The organism is Streptomyces sp. NPDC052687, assembly GCF_040678395.1.
GTDB lineage: Bacteria > Actinomycetota > Actinomycetes > Streptomycetales > Streptomycetaceae > Streptomyces.
In genome coordinates, this window is record NZ_JBFATR010000006.1 from 170204 (window position 1) to 187542 (window position 17339).

Sequence of the window (17339 nt, forward strand, 5' to 3'; positions counted from 1 at the left end):
CGGTTGGCGCTGCGGTCGCCTAAGCTTGAGGTATGACGACCACCCAGGAGCGCGTGCCGGAGCAGGACCTCCCGTACGACGTGTTCTCCAGGGCCTGCCCCTCGCGCGGCACGCTGGAGCACGTCACCGGCCGCTGGGGCGCGCTCACCCTCGGGGCCCTGTACGAGGGGTCGTTCCGCTTCAACGAGCTGCGCCGCCGGGTCGACGGCGTCAGCGAGAAGATGCTGTCCCAGACGCTGCACGCGCTGGAGCGCGACGGACTGGTGCACCGCGAGGCCCAGCCGACCAACCCGCCGCGGGTGGACTACGAACTGACGCCCCTCGGCCGCGGCGTCGCCGAGCGCCTGATCGGCCTCATCCACTTCGTGGAGGGCCGCATGGACGACGTCCTCGCCGCCCGGGAGCGCTACGACGCGGCCCGCGCCCCCCGCTGAGCCCCCGGCTGACCCCCGCCGCCGCTACGCCGAGATGCGCGGCGGGCGCTGGCAGCGCGGGCAGTAGTAGCTGGAGCGGTTCATCCACGGGCGGCGGCGCATCGGCGTACCGCACCGCTTGCAGGGCAGCCCCTCACGGCCGTACGCGTCGAGCGAGCGGTCGAAGTAGCCGGACTCGCCGTTGACGTTGACGTACAGGCTGTCGAAGCTGGTGCCGCCCACCGCCAGGGCCGCGTTCATCACGTCCCGCACATGTCCCAGCAGCTCGCCGGTGCGCGGGCGGGTGAAGGTGGAGGTCGGGCGGTCGTAGTGCAGGCGGGAGCGCCACAGCGCCTCGTCCGCGTAGATGTTGCCGACGCCGCTGATCAGCGACTGGTCGAGCAGGGCCCGCTTGATGGTGGTCCGCTTGCGGCGCAGCGCCCGGTGGAAGGCCTCGTCGTCGAAGCGCGGGTCCAGGGGGTCGCGGGCGATGTGCGCGATGACGTCGGGCAGGCCGTCCGGGGTGGTGTCGTGCAGCGAGAGCCCGCCGAAGGTGCGCTGGTCGACGAAGCGCAGTTCGGTGCCGAGGTCGTCGGCGAAGCGGACCCGGATGCGCAGGTGCTTCTCGTCGGGCGCCTCGTGCGGCTGGACCAGCAGCTGGCCGCTCATCCCGAGGTGGGCGAGGATCGCCTGCTCGGTGTCCTCCAGCGGCAGCCACAGATACTTCCCGCGGCGGCTGGGCGTGCCGATCCTGTGCCCCTTCAGCCGCTGCGCGAAGTCCTCCCCGCCCGCCCCGTGCCGGCGTACGGCACGCGGGTGCAGCACCTCGGCGTCGGCGACGGTCCGGTGGGCGACCCACCGCTCCAGCCCACGCCGGACGACCTCGACCTCGGGCAACTCGGGCATCGGGACTCCGTGGAAAAAGCCGGTGGATGAGCGAAGCGCCCGCCCCGGGGCCACCGGGGCAGGCGCTCGATCGCGTGCGGTCAGGCGGTCGCCGACGAGGTGTCGACGCTGCCCTCCTCGGCCGGAGCGGCGTCGACGGCGGTCGCCGCCGCGGCTGCCGCCGCCTTGGCGCGCTCGTCCGCCGCGGCGCGGATGGCGCGCCAGGCGGATTCCGCGGCCTGCTGCTCGGCCTCCTTCTTGCTGCGGCCGGTGCCGGTGCCGTACGAGACGCCTCCGACGCGGGCGGCAGCAGTGAAGGTCTTCTCGTGGTCGGGGCCGGTCTCCGTGACCAGGTACTCGGGGACGCCGAGGCCTTCGGTCGCGGTCAGCTCCTGGAGGGATGTCTTCCAGTCCAGGCCGGCGCCCAGGTTGGAAGATTTCTCGATCAGGGGGTCGAACAGACGGTGCACCAGCTCCGCCGCCGAGTCCAGGCCCTGGTCGAGGTAGACCGCGCCGATCACCGCTTCGAGGGTGTCGGCGAGGATGGACGCCTTGTCCCGGCCGCCCGTGCCCTCTTCACCCCGGCCGAGCCGGATGAAGGAGCCGAGGTCCAGCGTCCGCCCCACCTCCGCCAGCGCGCGCGAGTTGACCACCGCGGCCCGCAGCTTGGCCAGCTGGCCTTCGGGCAGGTCGGGGTGGGTGCGGTACAGCGTGTCCGTGACGACGAGGCCGAGCACGGAGTCCCCCAGGAACTCCAGCCGCTCGTTCGTCGGCAGACCGCCGTTCTCGTACGCGTAGGAACGGTGGGTCAGCGCTCGCACCAGAAGGGCGGACTCGACCTTGTAGCCGAGCCGCCCTTCCAGAAGCGTGTGGGACGAGGCCTGGTTGTCCGCAGAGTTTTTCTTCGGCGTGGACACAGTGCCTCTCACCAGCCGCTCAGACCTCGAGGACCTGGCGCTTGTTGTAGGTGCCGCACGACGGGCACGCGATGTGCTGCTGCTTGGGCTCGTGGCAGCGCTCGCACGCAACCAGGGTGGGGACCGCAGCCTTCCACTGCGACCGGCGGTGGCGCGTGTTGCTGCGCGACATCTTCCGCTTCGGAACAGCCACGGCTACTTCTCCTGCTTCTCGTCGACGCCCGCTTCGGCGCCGCTCATCTCGTCCTTATCGCCGGATTCGAGCGAACCGGCGATTCCCTGCAATGCCGCCCAACGGATGTCGACGGCGTCATGGTGGTGGTCCGGGTCGTCCGCAAGGCGCGCTCCGCACTCGGAGCACAGGCCCGGGCAGTCTTCCTGGCACACCGGCTGCATCGGCAGTGCGAGCACCACCGCATCGCGCAGCACAGGTTCGAGGTCGAAGAGTCCGTCCTCGAGGAAGAGCCTGTCCTCGTCGTCCTCGGCGTCGTCGGCCGGTTCCGCTTTCACACGGCCCCGGTCGTCGGCGTCAGGGTACGAGAACATCTCCTGGAAGTCCGCTTCGAGCTCCTGCTCGAGCGGCTCCAGACACCTTACGCACTCCCCCTCGGCCGTTGCACGGGCGGTGCCTGTGACGAGCACCCCTTCCATGACCGACTCGAGTCGGAGTTCCAGCTCGACCGGGTTGCCTTCCGGCACTCCGATGACTCCCTGGATACCGAGGTCCCGGGGAGCGTCGATCGTGCGGGTCAGGCGCTGCAGCGCGCCAGGACGCCGACCCAGCTCGTGCGTGTCGAACACGAGGGGGTTGCGGTGGTCGAGGCGGGCGTGAGGTGCCATTCCTGCTTTCGATCTTCCGAGCTAGGGGGACGCCGCCCTTCGGTGTTCCCGGGCAGCGCTGATCGCATGGGTACGCGCGACCGAAGAGCCAGGATACTTGACCTTTCGCTCTCGGCCCAATCCGCGGGTCAGCCGTTGCCGCGCCCCTGCTCGTAGGCCCGCAACTGCTCCGCGCTGATCATGCTGGTGTCGAAGAGGCTGGTCTCGTCCAGGGCGTAGCCCTGCGGGGCGTGCGGGGGCTGGGGCGGCTGGGCGGGCTGGGGCGGGACCGGCTGGGCGGCCTGCTGGGCGTAGGCGCCCTGCTGGGGGTCGTAGCCCTGGTAGGCGGCGTAGGGGTCGGCCTGCTGGTAGCCGTACGGGTCCTGCTGGGCGTAGCCCTGCTGGTAGCCGCCGTAGGGGTCGGGCTGCTGCGGGTAGCCGTACGCCGGTTCCGGCTGCTGGGGGCGCTGTTCGGCCAGGGCGTCCTGTTCCGCCAGGGCGGCGAGGTCGGCCAGGTAGTCGGCGTCGCTGGAGTGCTGGACGGTGCTGGTGTCGTCGGCGAGCGCGCCGAGGTCGTCGCTGGCGATGCGGCCGTGCAGCTTCTGCCGGCCGCGGCCGACGGCCTCCAGCGTCTTGGCGAGGACCGCCTCGAAGGCGCCCAGCTTGGCGTCCACGTACTGGTCGGCGGTGCGGCGCAGGGTCTCCGGGTCCTGGCTGCGCTCGGGGGCGTCCTCGTCCTCGTAGCCCTGCTCGTCGAGGCCGGGGCCGGTGCCGAGCAGCTTCTCGCGGCCGCGGCCGACCGAGCCGAGGGTCTTGGTGAGGACGACCTCGAAGTTGGCGAGCTTGGAGTCGACGTAGTCGTCGGCCTCGGCGCGGATCTCCTCGGCCTCCTGGCGGGCCTCGGCGAGGATGCGGTCGGCCTCGGCCTGGGAGCGGCGGGCGACCTCGGTGTCGGAGATCAGCGAGCCGCGCTCGGCGTGCGCGTTCGCGATGATCCGCTCGGCCTCCTGGCGGGCCTGCTCGACCATCTGCTCCCGGTCGCCGATCAGCTCCTGGGCCCGGGCGAGCGAGTCGGGCAGCGCCGCGCGCAGCTCCTCCAGCATCGACAGCAGTTCGGCGCGGTTGATCACGCACGAGGCCGACATCGGCATCGACCGGGCACTGGAGACCGCCGCGACGATCTCGTCGAGCTTCTTCTGCACGTCCACCGTGTGCTCGCCACTCTCTACAGCTGTGTTGGAGACGGACGGGACGACTGTACGGCCACGGGGCGACCGGCGGACACCGGGTGACGGGCCGTCAGCCCGTCAGCTTCGCCGCAGCCGCCTGGTGAGGGCGTCCAGGACCTCCGGCGGCACCAGGTGGGAGACGTCGCCGCCCCAGGCCGCGACCTCCTTGACCAGGGAGGACGACAGGAAGCTGTAGGTGGGGTTGGTGGGCACGAACAGGGTCTCGACGCCGGTCAGGCCGTTGTTCATCTGGGCCATCTGCAGCTCGTAGTCGAAGTCGCTGACCGCGCGGAGCCCCTTCACGATGGCGGGGATGTCGCGCTGCTTGCAGAAGTCGACGAGGAGGCCGTGGAAGGCCTCGACGCGGACGTTGGCGTACTCGGAGGTGACCTGGCGGATCAGGTCGATCCGCTCGTCGATCTCGAACAGGCCCTTCTTCGATTTGTTGATCATCACCGCGACATAGACCTCGTCGTAGAGGCGGGAGGCGCGGGCAATGATGTCGAGGTGTCCGTTGGTGATCGGGTCGAACGACCCGGGACAGACGGCGCGGCGCACTTGAGATCCCTCGCTCTCCGGTCCGGTCATGGCGCGTCTTCGCACGTAGAGGCGGCGCGACCGTACCAAAACGTTCCCTCTCCGTAGCGACGGGCCCTCAGCGGCTCGAAGCCGTCCGGCCAGACGAACTCACCGCCTCTGGTGCTGCGCTCCACGGTGACGAGGGCGTCCTGCGCGAGCCACCCCTGCGAGCGGAGTGTGAGCAGAATCTCGCGAAGATCGTGATCTGTGACTCGGTACGGCGGGTCGAGGAAGACGAGGTCGTACGGCTGCTCGGGCGGGGCGGCGCGGATGATCTGTTCCGCTTTGCCCGCCCTGACCTCGGCGCCGGGCAGGCCGAGGCTGCGGACGTTCTCCCGGACGACGCGGACGGCCCGGGCGTCGGCCTCGACCAGCAGGGCGTGGCCCGCGCCGCGCGACAGGGCCTCCAGGCCGACGGCGCCGGAGCCGGCGTACAGGTCGAGGACCCGTTCGCCGTCCAGGGGGCCGCCGAGGAGGGACTGCCAGGTGGAGAACAGGCCCTCGCGCGCGCGGTCGGAGGTGGGGCGGGTTCCTGTCCCTGGCGGGACGGCCAGGCGGCGTCCGCCGGCCGCGCCGGCGATCACGCGGGTCATCTCGGGTCCTTGTCCGTGGGTGTCTTACCGGTTCAGTCTGGCAGGCGGGCGTCAGGAGTGGTTCATCGTCGTGGGCGGCTGCGGGTCCGCCGGGGCCGATCGCGCGGTTCCCCGCGCCCCTTGCCCGGCCTCCCTCACCCCTTTTCCAAGTACTGCTCCCTCTCCTCGTCCAAAAGGGCGTCCAGGGCTGTGCGCAGGCCCGGCAGGGAGGTCAGGTCCGGGTCCGCGGCGACGATCTTCACGGCTTCCTCCCTGGCCTCGGCGATGATCTCCTCGTCCTCGATGACGGCGAGGACCTTGAGGCTGGTGCGGGCGCCGGACTGGGCCTGGCCGAGGACGTCGCCCTCGCGGCGCTGTTCGAGGTCGAGCCGGGAGAGCTCGAAGCCGTCGAGGGTGGAGGCGACCGCGTTCAGCCGCTGTCGGGCGGGGCTGGCCTCGGGCATCTCGGTGACCAGGAGGCACAGGCCGGGGGCCGAGCCGCGGCCGACGCGGCCGCGCAGCTGGTGCAGCTGGGAGACGCCGAACCGGTCCGCGTCCATGATCACCATGACGGTGGCGTTGGGGACGTTGACGCCGACCTCGATGACGGTGGTGGCGACCAGGACATCGGTCTCGCCGGCGGCGAAGCGGCGCATCACCGCGTCCTTGTCGTCGGGGTGCATACGGCCGTGCAGCACCTCGACGCGCAAGCCCTGGAGGGGGCCCTTGGCGAGCTGGCCGGCGACCTCCAGGACGGCGAGCGGCGGCCGCTTCTCCGCCTCGTCCTCGGGGGACGGCTTCTTGGTCGCGCTCTTCGGGTCGGACTCCTCGTCACCGATGCGGGGGCACACGACGTACGCCTGATGGCCGTTCGCCACCTCCTCGCGGACGCGTTCCCAGGCGCGGGCGAGGAAGTGCGGCTTGTCGGCGGCGGGGACGACATGGCTGGCGATCGGGGACCGGCCGGCCGGGAGCTGGTCGAGGACCGAGGTCTCCAGGTCGCCGAAGACCGTCATCGCGACCGTGCGCGGGATGGGCGTGGCCGTCATGACGAGGAGGTGCGGGGGCTGCTTGCCCTTGCCGCGCAGGGCGTCGCGCTGCTCGACGCCGAAGCGGTGCTGTTCGTCCACGACGACCAGGCCCAGATCGTGGAACTGCACCTTGTCCTCGATCAGCGCGTGCGTGCCGATGACGATCCCGGCCTCGCCGGTCACCAGGTCGAGCAGTGCCTGCCGGCGGGCGGCGGTGCCCATGGACCCGGTGAGCAGGACGACCTTGGTGCCCTGCTCGGCGCCCCCGAGCATCCCGCCCTCGGCCAGCTCCCCCATCATCTCCACGATCGACCGGTGGTGCTGCTGCGCGAGCACCTCGGTGGGCGCGAGCATCGCGGCCTGCCCGCCGGCGTCGACGACGGCGAGCATGGCGCGCAGGGCGACCAGTGTCTTTCCGGAGCCCACCTCGCCCTGGAGCAGGCGGTGCATCGGGTGTGCGGTGGCCAGGTCGTCGAAGATCTCCTGGGAGACCTTGCGCTGGCCCTCGGTGAGGGTGAAGGGCAGACGGGCGTCGAAGGCGGTCAGCAGGCCGTCCGGGGCGGGCCTGCGGGGGACGGCGGGGAGCTGGGCGTCCGCGTGGCGGCGGCGGGCCAGGGCGACCTGGAGGACGAAGGCCTCGTCCCACTTGAGGCGGTCGCGGGCGGCGGCGATGTCCGCCTTGGTGTGCGGGCGGTGGATCCTGAGGAGGGCTTCGGACAGGGGGAGCAGGCCGCGGCCCTCGCGGAGGGCGGGCGGCAGGGGGTCGACGGCCTCCTGGGCGCTGGGCAGGACCGTCTGGACGGCCTTGCCGATCTTCCAGGACTCCAGCTTGGCGGTGGCCGGGTAGATGGGGATCAGGGTGCCGGCCCAGGTCTCCACCGTCTCCTCGCTGTCGCCGCGCAGCAACTCGTACGCCGGATGGGCCAGTTGGAGGCGGCGGTTGAAGAGGGAGACCTTGCCCGCGAACATCGCGCGGGTGCCGGGCAGCAGTTCCTTGAGGGGCTTGTGCACGCCGTTGCCGAAGAAGACCAGCTGGAGCCGGCCGCTGCCGTCGGTGATGGTCACCTCCAGGCGCTGGCCCTTGCCGCGGGGCGCGCGGGTGGAGGCGAACGTGTGCAGCCGGGCGTCGGCGACCTGGGCGACGACCGTGACGTGCTCGTCCATGGGGAGGTCGGCGAGGTGGGTGAGCTGGCCCCGCTCCTCGTATCTGCGCGGGTAGTGGTGCAGGAGGTCGCCGACGGTGTGCAGGCCGAGATGCTCGGCCATCACCTTCGCGGTGGCGGGGCCGAGCACCTTCTTCAGGGGTTCGTCCAGTGCGGGCACGAGATCCATTGCACACCACACCACTGACAACGCGCTGGCGACGTCCGGGCGGCGGTGCCGTATCGGTCTGGGAAACCCCTGGTCAGACGCGTCGATCGGGCTCTAGGATGACGCGCTCCGGCCATCCCTCTCCGCGGTCACCGCCTCACCGGGACCGCCCGACCCCGCGCCGCAGCCCCTCCCCCCACCGGCGTTGTGACGATGGACTCCCAGACCTCACAGTCATCACAGGCATCCCAGGCACCCTCTTCGCCTCATACGTTCCAGGTCGACCTGCGTGGTCTGGTGGACCTGCTCTCCCATCACCTCTACTCCAGTCCCAGGGTCTACCTGCGGGAACTGCTCCAGAACGCGGTCGACGCGATCACCGCGCGGCGCGCCGAGCAGCCCGACGCCCCGGCCCGGGTGCGGCTCGTCGCGCAGGACGGCACGCTGCGGGTGGAGGACTCCGGGGTCGGGCTCACCGAGTCCGACGTGCACAGCCTGCTGGCGACGATCGGCCGCAGCTCCAAGCGGGCCGACGGGCTGCGGGAGGCCCGCGCGGACTTCCTCGGACAGTTCGGCATCGGCCTGCTGGCCTGTTTCCTGGTCGCCGAGCGGATCCGGGTCGTCAGCCGCAGCGCCCGTACGCCGGACGCCCGGCCGGTGGAGTGGACGGCGTCGGACGACGGCTCGTACACCGTGCGGACCCTGCCGGACGAGGCCCGGCCCGAGCCGGGCACCACCGTGCACCTGACCGCGCGGGCCGGTGCCGCGGAGTGGCTGTCCGCGCGGCGGGTGCGGGAACTGGCGCGCGACTTCGGCGCGCTGCTGCCGTACGACGTACGGGTCGGCGAGGAGGCGGTCACCGACCTGCCCGCGCCCTGGGACCGGCCGTACCCCTCCCCCGCCGCCCGCCGGGTGGCGCTCGCGCGCCACTGCCACGAGCAGTTCGGGTTCACGCCGCTGGACTCCATCGACCTGGACGTGCCGCTGGCGGGCATACGTGGGGTGGCGTACGTCCTGCCCGCCGCGGTCAGCCCCGCCCAGCGCGCCCGGCACCGGGTGCACCTGAAGGGGATGCTGCTGACCGAGCGGGCCGAGCAGCTGCTGCCCGACTGGGCGTTCTTCGTGCGCTGTGTCCTCGACACCGACAGCCTGCGGCCCACCGCCTCGCGGGAGGCGCTGTACGAGGACGAGACCCTGGCCGCCGTACGGGAGGCGCTGGGCGAGCGGATCCGGTCCTGGCTGACCGGGCTCGCGGCGGGCGATCCGGAGCGGCTGACGGCGTTCCTGGCCGTGCACCACCTGGGCGTGAAGTCGCTCGCGCGGCACGACCGGGAGATGCTGCGGACGATGCTGCCGTGGCTGCCGTTCGAGACGACCGACGGGCAGCTGTCGCTTGAGGAGTTCGCGCAGCGGCACCCGGTGGTGCACTACACGCGGACCGTGGAGGAGTTCCGGCAGGTCGCCCCGATCGCGTCCGCGCAGGGCATCGGGGTCGTCAACGGCGGTTACACCTACGACAGCGACCTGGTCGAGGCGCTGCCGGCGGTCCGTCCGGGGACGGTCGTCGCCGAGCTGGACGCGGACACGGTGACCGCGCACCTGGACTCCGTCGATCCGGGTGAGGAGCTGGCCCTGGCCGACTTCCTGGCCGCCGCGCGGGCCGCCCTCGACCCGCTGGGCTGCGATGTCGTCCTGCGTTCCTTCCACCCGCTGTCCGTGCCCGCGCTGCATCTCGACGACCGCGCGGCGCGGCACGAGCAGGCCCGCGCGGAGGCCGAGGAGCAGGCCGACGAGCTGTGGGCGGGCATCCTCGGGTCGCTGCGCGGCGGCGCTCCGCGCGCGCGGCTGGTGCTGAACCATCTCAATCCGCTGATCCGGCGGATCAGTTCGCTGCCCGACCGGGAGCTGATCGGCACGGCCACGGAGTCCCTGTACGGCCAGGCCCTGCTGATGGCGCAGCGCCCGCTGCGGCCCGCCGACTCGGCGCTGCTGAACCGGGCCTTCATCGGCCTTCTGGAGTGGGCCACTCACCGCGAGGACGGGCACTGATGAGCGAGATCACGGACATCGACTCCCTGCGCCGGGAGCTGGCCGAGAACGCGGCCCGCCCGGAGGGCCCGGCCCGCAACGCGCGCGCCGAGCAGCTGCTGGCCGCGGCGGAGCGGCTGGACGTGCCGCTCGCGGTGATCGAGGCCCTGAGGCACCAGCTGACGGTGTACAACTACAGCTCCGAGAAAGCGAAGATGTTCGTCCCGTTCGCGCGGCTGCTGCGCATGTGGGACGAGCGTCCGGAGGACTTCGACGAGGAGGAGACCCACTCCCTGCACTGGGTCTTCAAGTGGATGACGACCGGCATGCTCGACCAGCCGCACATCCCGCTGGCCTCGATCGAGAAGTGGCTCGCCGAGATGGAGCAGCGCTACCGGCTGGCCGGGCACTCGGAGCGGGCGGTGCGCGGCGCCGAGTTCCATGTCGCCGCGCACATCGGGGACGTGCCCCGCGCGGAGCGCGCCTACGCGGCGTGGCTGGCCGCCGACCGCGACTCCATGGCCGACTGCCACGCGTGCGAGCTGGACGGGCAGGGCTGGTGGCAGGCGGAGCGGGGCCGGGACGAGGAGGCGCTGCGGGTCTGGCGGCCCGTCCTGGACGGCGAGTTCGGCTGCGCCCACGAGCCGCACGCGGTCCTCGCGTCCTCGCTGCTGCCGCTGGTGCGGCTGGGCCGGCTGGACGAGGCGCGCGCCCACCATCTGCGGGGTTTCCGGCTGGTGCGGTCCATGGAGAGCATGCGCGGCGCGTACGCCGAGCACGTGGAGTTCTGCGCGCTGACCGGCAACGAGGCGCGCGGTCTGGAGCTGCTGGCGGAGCGGCCGGCGTACTTCACGGACGACGGGCAGCCGCGCAGCCGGATGGAGTTCCTGAGCGTGGTGGCGCTGCTGATGGACCGGCTGACCGCGCGGGGCTTCGGGGACCGGCAGGTGCCGGGGCCGGCGGGGCGGGCGTGGACGGCACGCGAACTCGCCGTCCACGCGCGCGGAGAGGCGCTGGCGCTGGCGGCGCGGTTCGACCAGCGCAACGGCACGTCCTACGTCAGTGAGCACATCCGCGCGCGCATGGCTCAGCCCGCGCTGCTGGACCGGCTCCCGCTGGGTGTACGCACCCCGCGCTCGGCGCACACCTCCGCGCCCGCACCACCCTCCGTACCACCCGGCACGGACGGCACCGCATCCGGCCTCCCCGGCACGGGCGGCACCGCATCGGGCGCGGACCGGGCGAACGCCGGCGCGGACCCGGCGGGCAACGGTGGCGGCGGGGTGAACGCCGGTGGGGACGGGGCGAGCCCCGGCCGGGCCGGTACGGCCTCCGGGGCGGAAGCCGGCATCGAGGCACTGCTCGCCGAGGCCCGCCGCCTGTCGGACACGCTCCGGCCGAACGCCGTCGAGGCCTGGGCGGCCGTCGCACGCGCCGCCGGGGCCGCGCCGGGCGTCGAGCTGGACGCGCGCGACCGCGCGGAGATCGCCGACCACGAGGCGATGGCCCTCGGCCCGGAGGGCGCCGCCCTGTTCGAGCGGGCCGCGGAGCTGTACGCCGAGGCGGGCGACCCCGGCGAGGCCCTGGCCGCACGCGCGCGTGCCGCCTACGTCCGCGCACTCGCCGGTGACGTGGACGCGGCCGTCTCCGCCGTCGCCGGCCTCTACGACCGGGTGCTCGCGCTCTACGCGGAGGACGCCACCGGCATACGCCAGACCGCGTCGGTCCTCATGGGCCGGGCGCGGATCCTGATGCGGCGGGTGTACGAGGCGCAGGAGCCGGCCGGTGACGGCCGCGCGCCCGGCGTGGACGACCCGGTCCTGACCGGGGCCGAGACCGCCGTCCGGGAGGTGCTGGCGCTGGTGGACGGGCACACCGGCGGTGACGTACGGCTGGCCTCGCGGGCGGCGGAGGCGCGGGCGATGCTCGCGGAGCTGGCGCTGCGCTCCGGGGACCCGCACGCGGCGGCGGCACTGTTCACGCGGGCCGCCGAGGAGTACGTGACCGCGGGGCTGCCGTGGTTCGCGGTGGAGTACGAGGCCCGGCTCGCCCAGATCGCCCACCAGCTGGGCGACATGGCGGAGGCGGAGCGGGCGCTGCGCGCGGCCCTGGAGCACGGCGGGGCCCAGCTGGAGCCCGTGGGGCGGGCGCAGCTGCGCCTGCAGCTCGCCGAGGTGGTCGGCGGCCGGGGGCAGGCCGAGGAGGCCGCGGAGCACGCCCTGGAGGCGGCGCACTGGGCCGACGAGGCGGGCGAGAGCCGCACCCTCGGTGCCTGGGCGCGTCAGCTGCTCGGCGGGTTCCTGCTGCGGCAGGGGCGGTGGGCCGAGGCCGCCGAGGTGCTGGAGTCGGCGCTGCCCGATCTGAGCGCGGAGACGCACGGCGACGGGGCGGTGGTGCAGACGCTGTGGTGGCTCGGCGACTGCCTGAGCGAGCTGGAGGAGCACCAGGCGGCCGCCGAACGCCGCCTCCAGGCCGCGGAGATCGCCCGGCACTGGCCCGAGCAGCACGATCACGCCACCCTCGCCCACCTGGCCGCCGAGTCCCTGAACCACGCGGGCCTGCCGGCCGCGGCGGACCAGGCGTACACGCGCGCGGGCGAGCTGTGGCGCGCCCTGGGCAACGTGCACGGCCTGGTCCGCTCACTGCGGGCCCGCGCGTGGCTCGCCCTGCGCGCCGAGGACGGCACGGACGGCGCGGGGGCCACGGACGGCACGGGGGCCACGGACGGCACGGACGGCACGGGGAGCGCGGACGGCACGGGGAGCGCGGACGGCACGGACGGGAACTGTGCGTACGGCTCGGACAGCGGGAGCTGTGCGGACGGCGCGCGGAAGCTGATGGCGGAGGCCCTGCGCGAGTGCGCGGCGGCGCTGGCCGCGGCACCCGACGAGGAGGCGCGGCAGCGGCTCACCGCGGAACTGGGCCACACCCACCGCCAGTTCGGCGACCTGCTGGCCCGCTCGTGCGCCGAGGACGCCGAGGACGGCTCGATCCAAGCCGCGTTCGAGGCGGCCCTGGACCAGATGACGGAGGCCGTCGCGGTCTTCGCCGCCCTCGGCGACGACGCCCTGCACAGCCGCACCGGCGCCGAGCTCGCGGCCGGCTGGCTGGAGGCCGACCTGGGCCGCCCGGCCGAGGCCGCGGCCCGCGCGCGTACGGTACTGGCCGCGTACGCCGGACAGGACGACGAGGCGGCCCGCGCCCGGCGGGCCGAGGCGGAGCAGATGCTGCGGGTGGTGGGCGAACAGCGGTCCCACTGACCGGCCGGCGCGCGGCCCGCGCACTCGCGCACCCGCGCCGGCTCAGTGTCCGAGAATCCAGTGTCCGAGAATCCAGTGTCCGAAGGCCCGGTGTCCGACCGCCCCCGCGCTCACTCCACCCCGATCAGCACGAGCGACCCCTGCCGCCCGCCCCGGTACACCACCGTGTCCACCGCGAGGTACGCCTCGCGGACGCGGGCCTCCAGCCGGTCGGCGACCGACTGCGGGGCCTCGTCGCCCAGGACGATGGTGACCAGCTCGCCGCCGGCCGCGAGCATGCGGTCGAGGACGGTCCGGGCGGTGGCGGTGACGTCGGCGCCGATGACGGCCACGTCGCCGTCGATGAGCCCGAGGACGTCACCGGCCTGGCAGATGCCCGCGGTGGTCCAGGACTGCTCCAGGGCGACGGTGACCTCGGCGTAGCGGGTGGCGCCCGCCGCCGAGGTCATCGCGACGACGTCCTCGTCGAAGCGGCGCTCCGGCTCGTGGACCGCGAGGGCCGCGATGCCCTGGACGGCGGAGCGGGTGGGGATGAGGGCGGCGCGGATGCCCTCCGCGCGGGCCTGCTCGGCCGCCGCTGCGGCGGTGTGGCGCAGGTCGGCGTCGTTGGGCAGCAGCACCACCTCGCGCGCGTGGGCCCGTCGTACGGCGTGCAGCAGTTCCCCGCTGGCGGGCGGCTCCCCGGGGCGGGCGAGCACGGTGGTCGCGCCGGCGTCGGCGTAGAGCCCGGCCAGGCCCTCGCCGGGCACGACGGCCACCACCGCGCGCTGGGTCCGCTGCGCGGGCGGCCGCTCCCCGCGCGCGGTGTGCACGTCGCCCACGCCGAAGTGGGTAATGCGGATCCGGTACGGGCGCCCGGCCTCGACACCCGCCTCCACGGCGGCGCCGGCGTCATCCACGTGCACATGGACGTTCCACAGCCCGTCGCCGCCGACCACGACGAGGGAGTCCCCGAGCGCGTCCAGCCGCTGCCGCAGCCGGGCCACGGCGGTGTCGTCGGCCTCCAGGAGGTAGATCACCTCGAAGGCGGGTCCGTCCTCCTCCGCCATGTCCGCGCCCTCGGCACAGACCGGCACCGCCTCCGCACCACCCTCGGCACACCCCGGCACCGCCCCCGCACCACCCTCGGCACACCCCGGCACCGCCCCCGCACCACCCTCGGGAGGAACCCGCACCTCCCCCGCACCGCCCTCCCCTCCTTCCGCGGCCCCCACGCGCGCGTGGACCCCGGACAGCGGGGCCGGCCCACCGCGCGGTGCCTCCCCCGTGAACGTCTCCACCAGCGCCCCGAGCACCGCGACGAGGCCCCGCCCGCCGGCGTCGACCACCCCGGCGCGCTCCAGCACGGGCAGCTGCCGCGGCGTCGCGGCGAGGGCGGTGCGCGCCCCGTCGTAGGCGGCCCGCGCGACGGCACCGCAGTCCCCTCCGGTCTCCCCGGCCGCCTCGGCCGCGTCGGCCGCCGCCGCGGCGACCGTCAGCACCGTGCCCTCCACGGGGCGGGCGACGGCCTCGCGGGCGGAGTCGGCGGCGCGGCGCAGGGCGAGCCGCAGGCCGGGTCCGTCGGTGTGCGGGGTGTCGTCGGCGGCGGCGAGCACCTGGGCCATGCCGCGCAGCAGCTGGGCGAGGATGGTGCCGGAGTTCCCGCGGGCCCCGATGAGCGCGCCGTGCGCCATCGCGCGCACCGCCTCCGCCAGCGAGGGCCGCTCCGGCCGCCCGGCTCCGGCCTCGTGCCCGGCGAACACCGCCTCCACCGCGGCGGCGGCCGACTCCACCGTCAGATACAGGTTCGTGCCCGTGTCGCCGTCCGCCACCGGGTACACGTTGATCGCGTCGATCTCCTCGCGCGCCCGCCCGAGGGCCGTGAGCGCGAGACCGCACCAGGTGCGCACCGCGAGAGCATCGAAGAATGTCTGCGGCACCTGCGCCACCTGCGCCTCCCTGAGCTGCTGGACTGGACGCAGCGTAGACCCAGGGCCGGTGGCCGCCGGAAGAGGGCCGGGGCGGGCCCCGGAGCAGCCATGGTAGTTTCGTTCCACGGGTGCAGCCGTTGTATGCTGCTCCGGTTGCCCGATCCTGATCGGGCCATTCCCCCTGGCAGCGCCACTCAGATCGACTGCTCGAAGTGAGCCCAAGATCTCGATCCCGGCATGCCGGGATTAACCGTAAGTGCATCTGAAGTCTTTGGAGTGACCCGTGGCTGCCAACTGCGACGTCTGCGGCAAGGGGCCGGGCTTCGGCAACAACATCTCGCACTCGCACCGCCGTACGTCCCGCCGCTGGAACCCGAACATCCAGCGTGTGCGTACCGTGGTCGGCGGGACGCCGAAGCGCGTGAACGCTTGCACCTCGTGCATCAAGGCCGGCAAGGTCTCGCGCTGACGCTCAGCTGAGCGCGCGGCCACTGCCGGTTCGCTGTAAAAAGCCGGTCCACTCGGTGGACCGGCTTTTTGCTGTACCCGCGCGGGGCGGGCGCACCGCTGTGACCTACGCCTTCGGAGGCGCGTCCCCGCGCGCCCGCGAGAGGGCCCACCCGTGATCCACCGGGCCGATCCCGCCGCCGAGGGCGAACCCGGCCGCGATGGCGCCGGTGACGTACTCCTTGGCCGCCGCGACCGCCTCCGGTACGGCGAGACCGCGCGCGAGGTGCGAGGCGATCGCCGAGGCGAGGGTGCAGCCGGTGCCGTGGGTGTGGCGGTTGTCGTGCCGGGGGGCGCGCAGCCAGTGCTCCTCGGAGCCGTCGGTGAGCAGGTCGACCGCTTCCCCGGACAGATGACCGCCCTTGATCACCACCCAGCGCGGCCCGTACGCCAGGACGGCCTCGGCGGCCTGCCGCAGCTGCCGCTCGCTCTCGACCCGGACGCCGGTGAGCTGGGCCACCTCGTCGAGGTTGGGGGTCGCGACGGTCGCGGCCGGCAGCAGCCTGGTCCGGACGGACTCCAGCGCGGAGGCCGCCAGCAGCGCGTCGCCGTGCTTGGAGACGCCGACGGGGTCGACGACGGCCGGCGCGTCCGTCCCGGCGATCAGTTCGGCGACCGTCTCGACGAGTTCCGCCGAGGCGAGCATGCCGGTCTTGACCGCCTGTACGCCGATGTCGTCCACGACACTGCGGTACTGCGCCCGCACCGCCTCCACCGGCAGTTCCCACGCGCCCTGCACACCGAGCGAGTTCTGCGCGGTCACCGCGGTGAGCACGCTCATGCCGTGCACGCCGAGCGCGAGCATCGTCTTCAGGTCGGCCTGGACGCCGGCGCCGCCGCCGGAGTCGGAGCCGGCCACGGTCAGCACTCTGGGCGGCGCGGTCATGACTCCATGTCCCCGAAGTGGTCCCAGCCGCCCTTACTGGTCCAGGGCGCCCCGTCCACCGTCACCTGCGGCAGCGCGGAGGGGTTCTGCACCTCGCCGATGACCTTCCAGCGGGCGGGCAGCTTCACGTCCGGCGGGAAGGTCGCGACGATCGCGTGGTCCTCTCCCCCGGTCAGCACCCACTGCAGCGGGTCCACGCCGACCGCCTGCCCGATGTCGTTCATCTGGGAGGGGATGTCGATCGCGCCGGAGCGGATGTCGATGCGCACCTTGCTGGCCTCCGCGATGTGCCCCAGGTCGGCGATCAGTCCGTCGCTGACGTCGCACATCGCGGTCGCGCCGAGCGCGGCGGCGGCCGGGCCCGCGTGGTACGGCGGCTCGGGGCGCCGGTGCGCCTCGACGAAGGCGCGCGGCGAGCGGAAGCCGCGGGAGAGCACCGCGTACCCGGCGGCGGACCAGCCCAGCCAGCCGGTCACCGCGACCAGGTCGCCGGGCTGGGCGCCGCCCCGGGTCACCGGCTCCTGGTTGCGCAGATCGCCGAGCGCGGTGATCGACACGGTGATGGTCTCGCCGCGTACGACGTCTCCGCCGACCACCGCGGCGCCCGCGACCTGGCATTCGTCGCGCAGGCCGTCCATCAGCTCGCTGGGCCAGGTCACCGGCAGTTCGGCCGGCACGACCAGGCCGAGCAGCAGCGCGGTCGGCACGGCACCCATGGCGGCGATGTCCGCGAGGTTCTGCGCGGCGGCCTTGCGGCCGACGTCGTACGCCGTGGACCAGTCGCGGCGGAAGTGCCGGCCCTCCACGAGGATGTCGGTGCTGGCCACGACCCTGCGGTCGGGTGCGGCGACCACCGCGGCGTCGTCGCCGGGGCCGACCCGCACCGCCGGGGTGGTGGTGAGACGGGAGGTGAGCTCCCTGATGAGCCCGAACTCCCCGAGCTCACCAACAGTGCCCTTCATTGCCCTTTCGCCCCTTCTGTCCTCGTGCAT

15 protein-coding genes are annotated in these 17339 nt (G+C 73.6%); 4 read left to right on the top strand and 11 right to left on the bottom strand.

Annotated elements, in window-relative coordinates; all coding sequences use genetic code 11:
• Positions 1 to 32 precede the first annotated feature (32 nt).
• Positions 33 to 434, top strand: coding sequence for a helix-turn-helix domain-containing protein (locus AB0K92_RS09440; protein WP_365920986.1), 402 nt, complete (start codon positions 33 to 35; stop codon positions 432 to 434).
• A 24-nt stretch (positions 435 to 458) separates the two neighbouring features.
• Here AB0K92_RS09440 and mutM read toward each other — a convergent pair whose 3' ends face one another.
• From mutM to recG, 8 genes are all read right to left on the bottom strand, one after another.
• Positions 459 to 1319: a bifunctional DNA-formamidopyrimidine glycosylase/DNA-(apurinic or apyrimidinic site) lyase gene (mutM, locus tag AB0K92_RS09445; RefSeq protein WP_365920988.1), complete on the bottom strand. Its 861-nt coding sequence runs from the start codon at positions 1317 to 1319 to the stop codon at positions 459 to 461.
• Between the two features lie 80 nt (positions 1320 to 1399).
• Positions 1400 to 2215, bottom strand: a complete 816-nt coding sequence (rnc, locus tag AB0K92_RS09450; protein ID WP_365920990.1) for a ribonuclease III — start codon at positions 2213 to 2215, stop codon at positions 1400 to 1402.
• A gap of 19 nt (positions 2216 to 2234) precedes the next feature.
• On the bottom strand, positions 2235 to 2408 hold the full coding sequence (rpmF, locus tag AB0K92_RS09455; protein WP_003951102.1) for a 50S ribosomal protein L32: 174 nt from the start codon (positions 2406 to 2408) through the stop codon (positions 2235 to 2237).
• Between the two features lie 2 nt (positions 2409 to 2410).
• Positions 2411 to 3055, bottom strand: coding sequence for a DUF177 domain-containing protein (locus tag AB0K92_RS09460; RefSeq protein ID WP_166002492.1), 645 nt, complete (start codon positions 3053 to 3055; stop codon positions 2411 to 2413).
• A gap of 128 nt (positions 3056 to 3183) precedes the next feature.
• Positions 3184 to 4242 carry an ATP synthase F0 subunit B gene (locus tag AB0K92_RS09465; protein ID WP_365920992.1) on the bottom strand — a complete coding sequence of 353 codons (1059 nt, stop codon included), beginning with the start codon at positions 4240 to 4242 and terminating at the stop codon, positions 3184 to 3186.
• Positions 4243 to 4341: 99 nt separating this feature from the next.
• On the bottom strand, positions 4342 to 4821 hold the full coding sequence (gene coaD, locus AB0K92_RS09470) for a pantetheine-phosphate adenylyltransferase (protein ID WP_365921044.1): 480 nt from the start codon (positions 4819 to 4821) through the stop codon (positions 4342 to 4344).
• Positions 4822 to 4847: 26 nt separating this feature from the next.
• A complete protein-coding gene (gene rsmD, locus AB0K92_RS09475) occupies positions 4848 to 5435 on the bottom strand; it encodes a 16S rRNA (guanine(966)-N(2))-methyltransferase RsmD (protein WP_365920994.1) in 588 nt (195 codons plus the stop codon).
• A gap of 134 nt (positions 5436 to 5569) precedes the next feature.
• Complete coding sequence (gene recG, locus AB0K92_RS09480; RefSeq protein ID WP_365920996.1) at positions 5570 to 7777, bottom strand: ATP-dependent DNA helicase RecG; 2208 nt, start codon at positions 7775 to 7777, stop codon at positions 5570 to 5572.
• Positions 7778 to 7969: 192 nt separating this feature from the next.
• On the opposite strand from recG, the gene AB0K92_RS09485 reads away from it, so the two are divergent.
• Positions 7970 to 9805 (top strand): HSP90 family protein, encoded by a 1836-nt coding sequence (locus tag AB0K92_RS09485; RefSeq protein ID WP_365920998.1) that lies wholly within the window; start codon positions 7970 to 7972, stop codon positions 9803 to 9805.
• Positions 9805 to 13044 (top strand): tetratricopeptide repeat protein, encoded by a 3240-nt coding sequence (locus AB0K92_RS09490; RefSeq protein ID WP_365921000.1) that lies wholly within the window; start codon positions 9805 to 9807, stop codon positions 13042 to 13044. Before AB0K92_RS09485 ends, AB0K92_RS09490 begins: the two co-directional genes overlap by 1 nt.
• Positions 13045 to 13154: 110 nt before the next feature.
• Here the strand turns inward: AB0K92_RS09490 and AB0K92_RS09495 are convergent, their stop codons facing one another.
• Entirely contained in the window at positions 13155 to 14972 is a 1818-nt protein-coding gene (locus AB0K92_RS09495; RefSeq protein WP_365921002.1) for a DAK2 domain-containing protein, read from the bottom strand.
• Positions 14973 to 15237: 265 nt separating this feature from the next.
• Here AB0K92_RS09495 and rpmB point away from each other — a divergent pair, with 265 nt between their 5' ends.
• Positions 15238 to 15423: a 50S ribosomal protein L28 gene (rpmB, locus tag AB0K92_RS09500; RefSeq protein WP_003993230.1), complete on the top strand. Its 186-nt coding sequence runs from the start codon at positions 15238 to 15240 to the stop codon at positions 15421 to 15423.
• A 105-nt stretch (positions 15424 to 15528) separates the two neighbouring features.
• On the opposite strand, the gene thiD is transcribed toward rpmB, so the two are convergent.
• The gene (gene thiD / locus AB0K92_RS09505; RefSeq protein ID WP_365921004.1) at positions 15529 to 16347 is read right to left on the bottom strand and encodes a bifunctional hydroxymethylpyrimidine kinase/phosphomethylpyrimidine kinase; all 819 of its coding nucleotides are present in this window, start codon (positions 16345 to 16347) and stop codon (positions 15529 to 15531) included.
• Positions 16344 to 17309 (bottom strand): thiamine-phosphate kinase, encoded by a 966-nt coding sequence (locus AB0K92_RS09510; protein ID WP_365921006.1) that lies wholly within the window; start codon positions 17307 to 17309, stop codon positions 16344 to 16346. Before AB0K92_RS09510 ends, thiD begins: the two co-directional genes overlap by 4 nt.
• Positions 17310 to 17339: the final 30 nt, after the last annotated feature.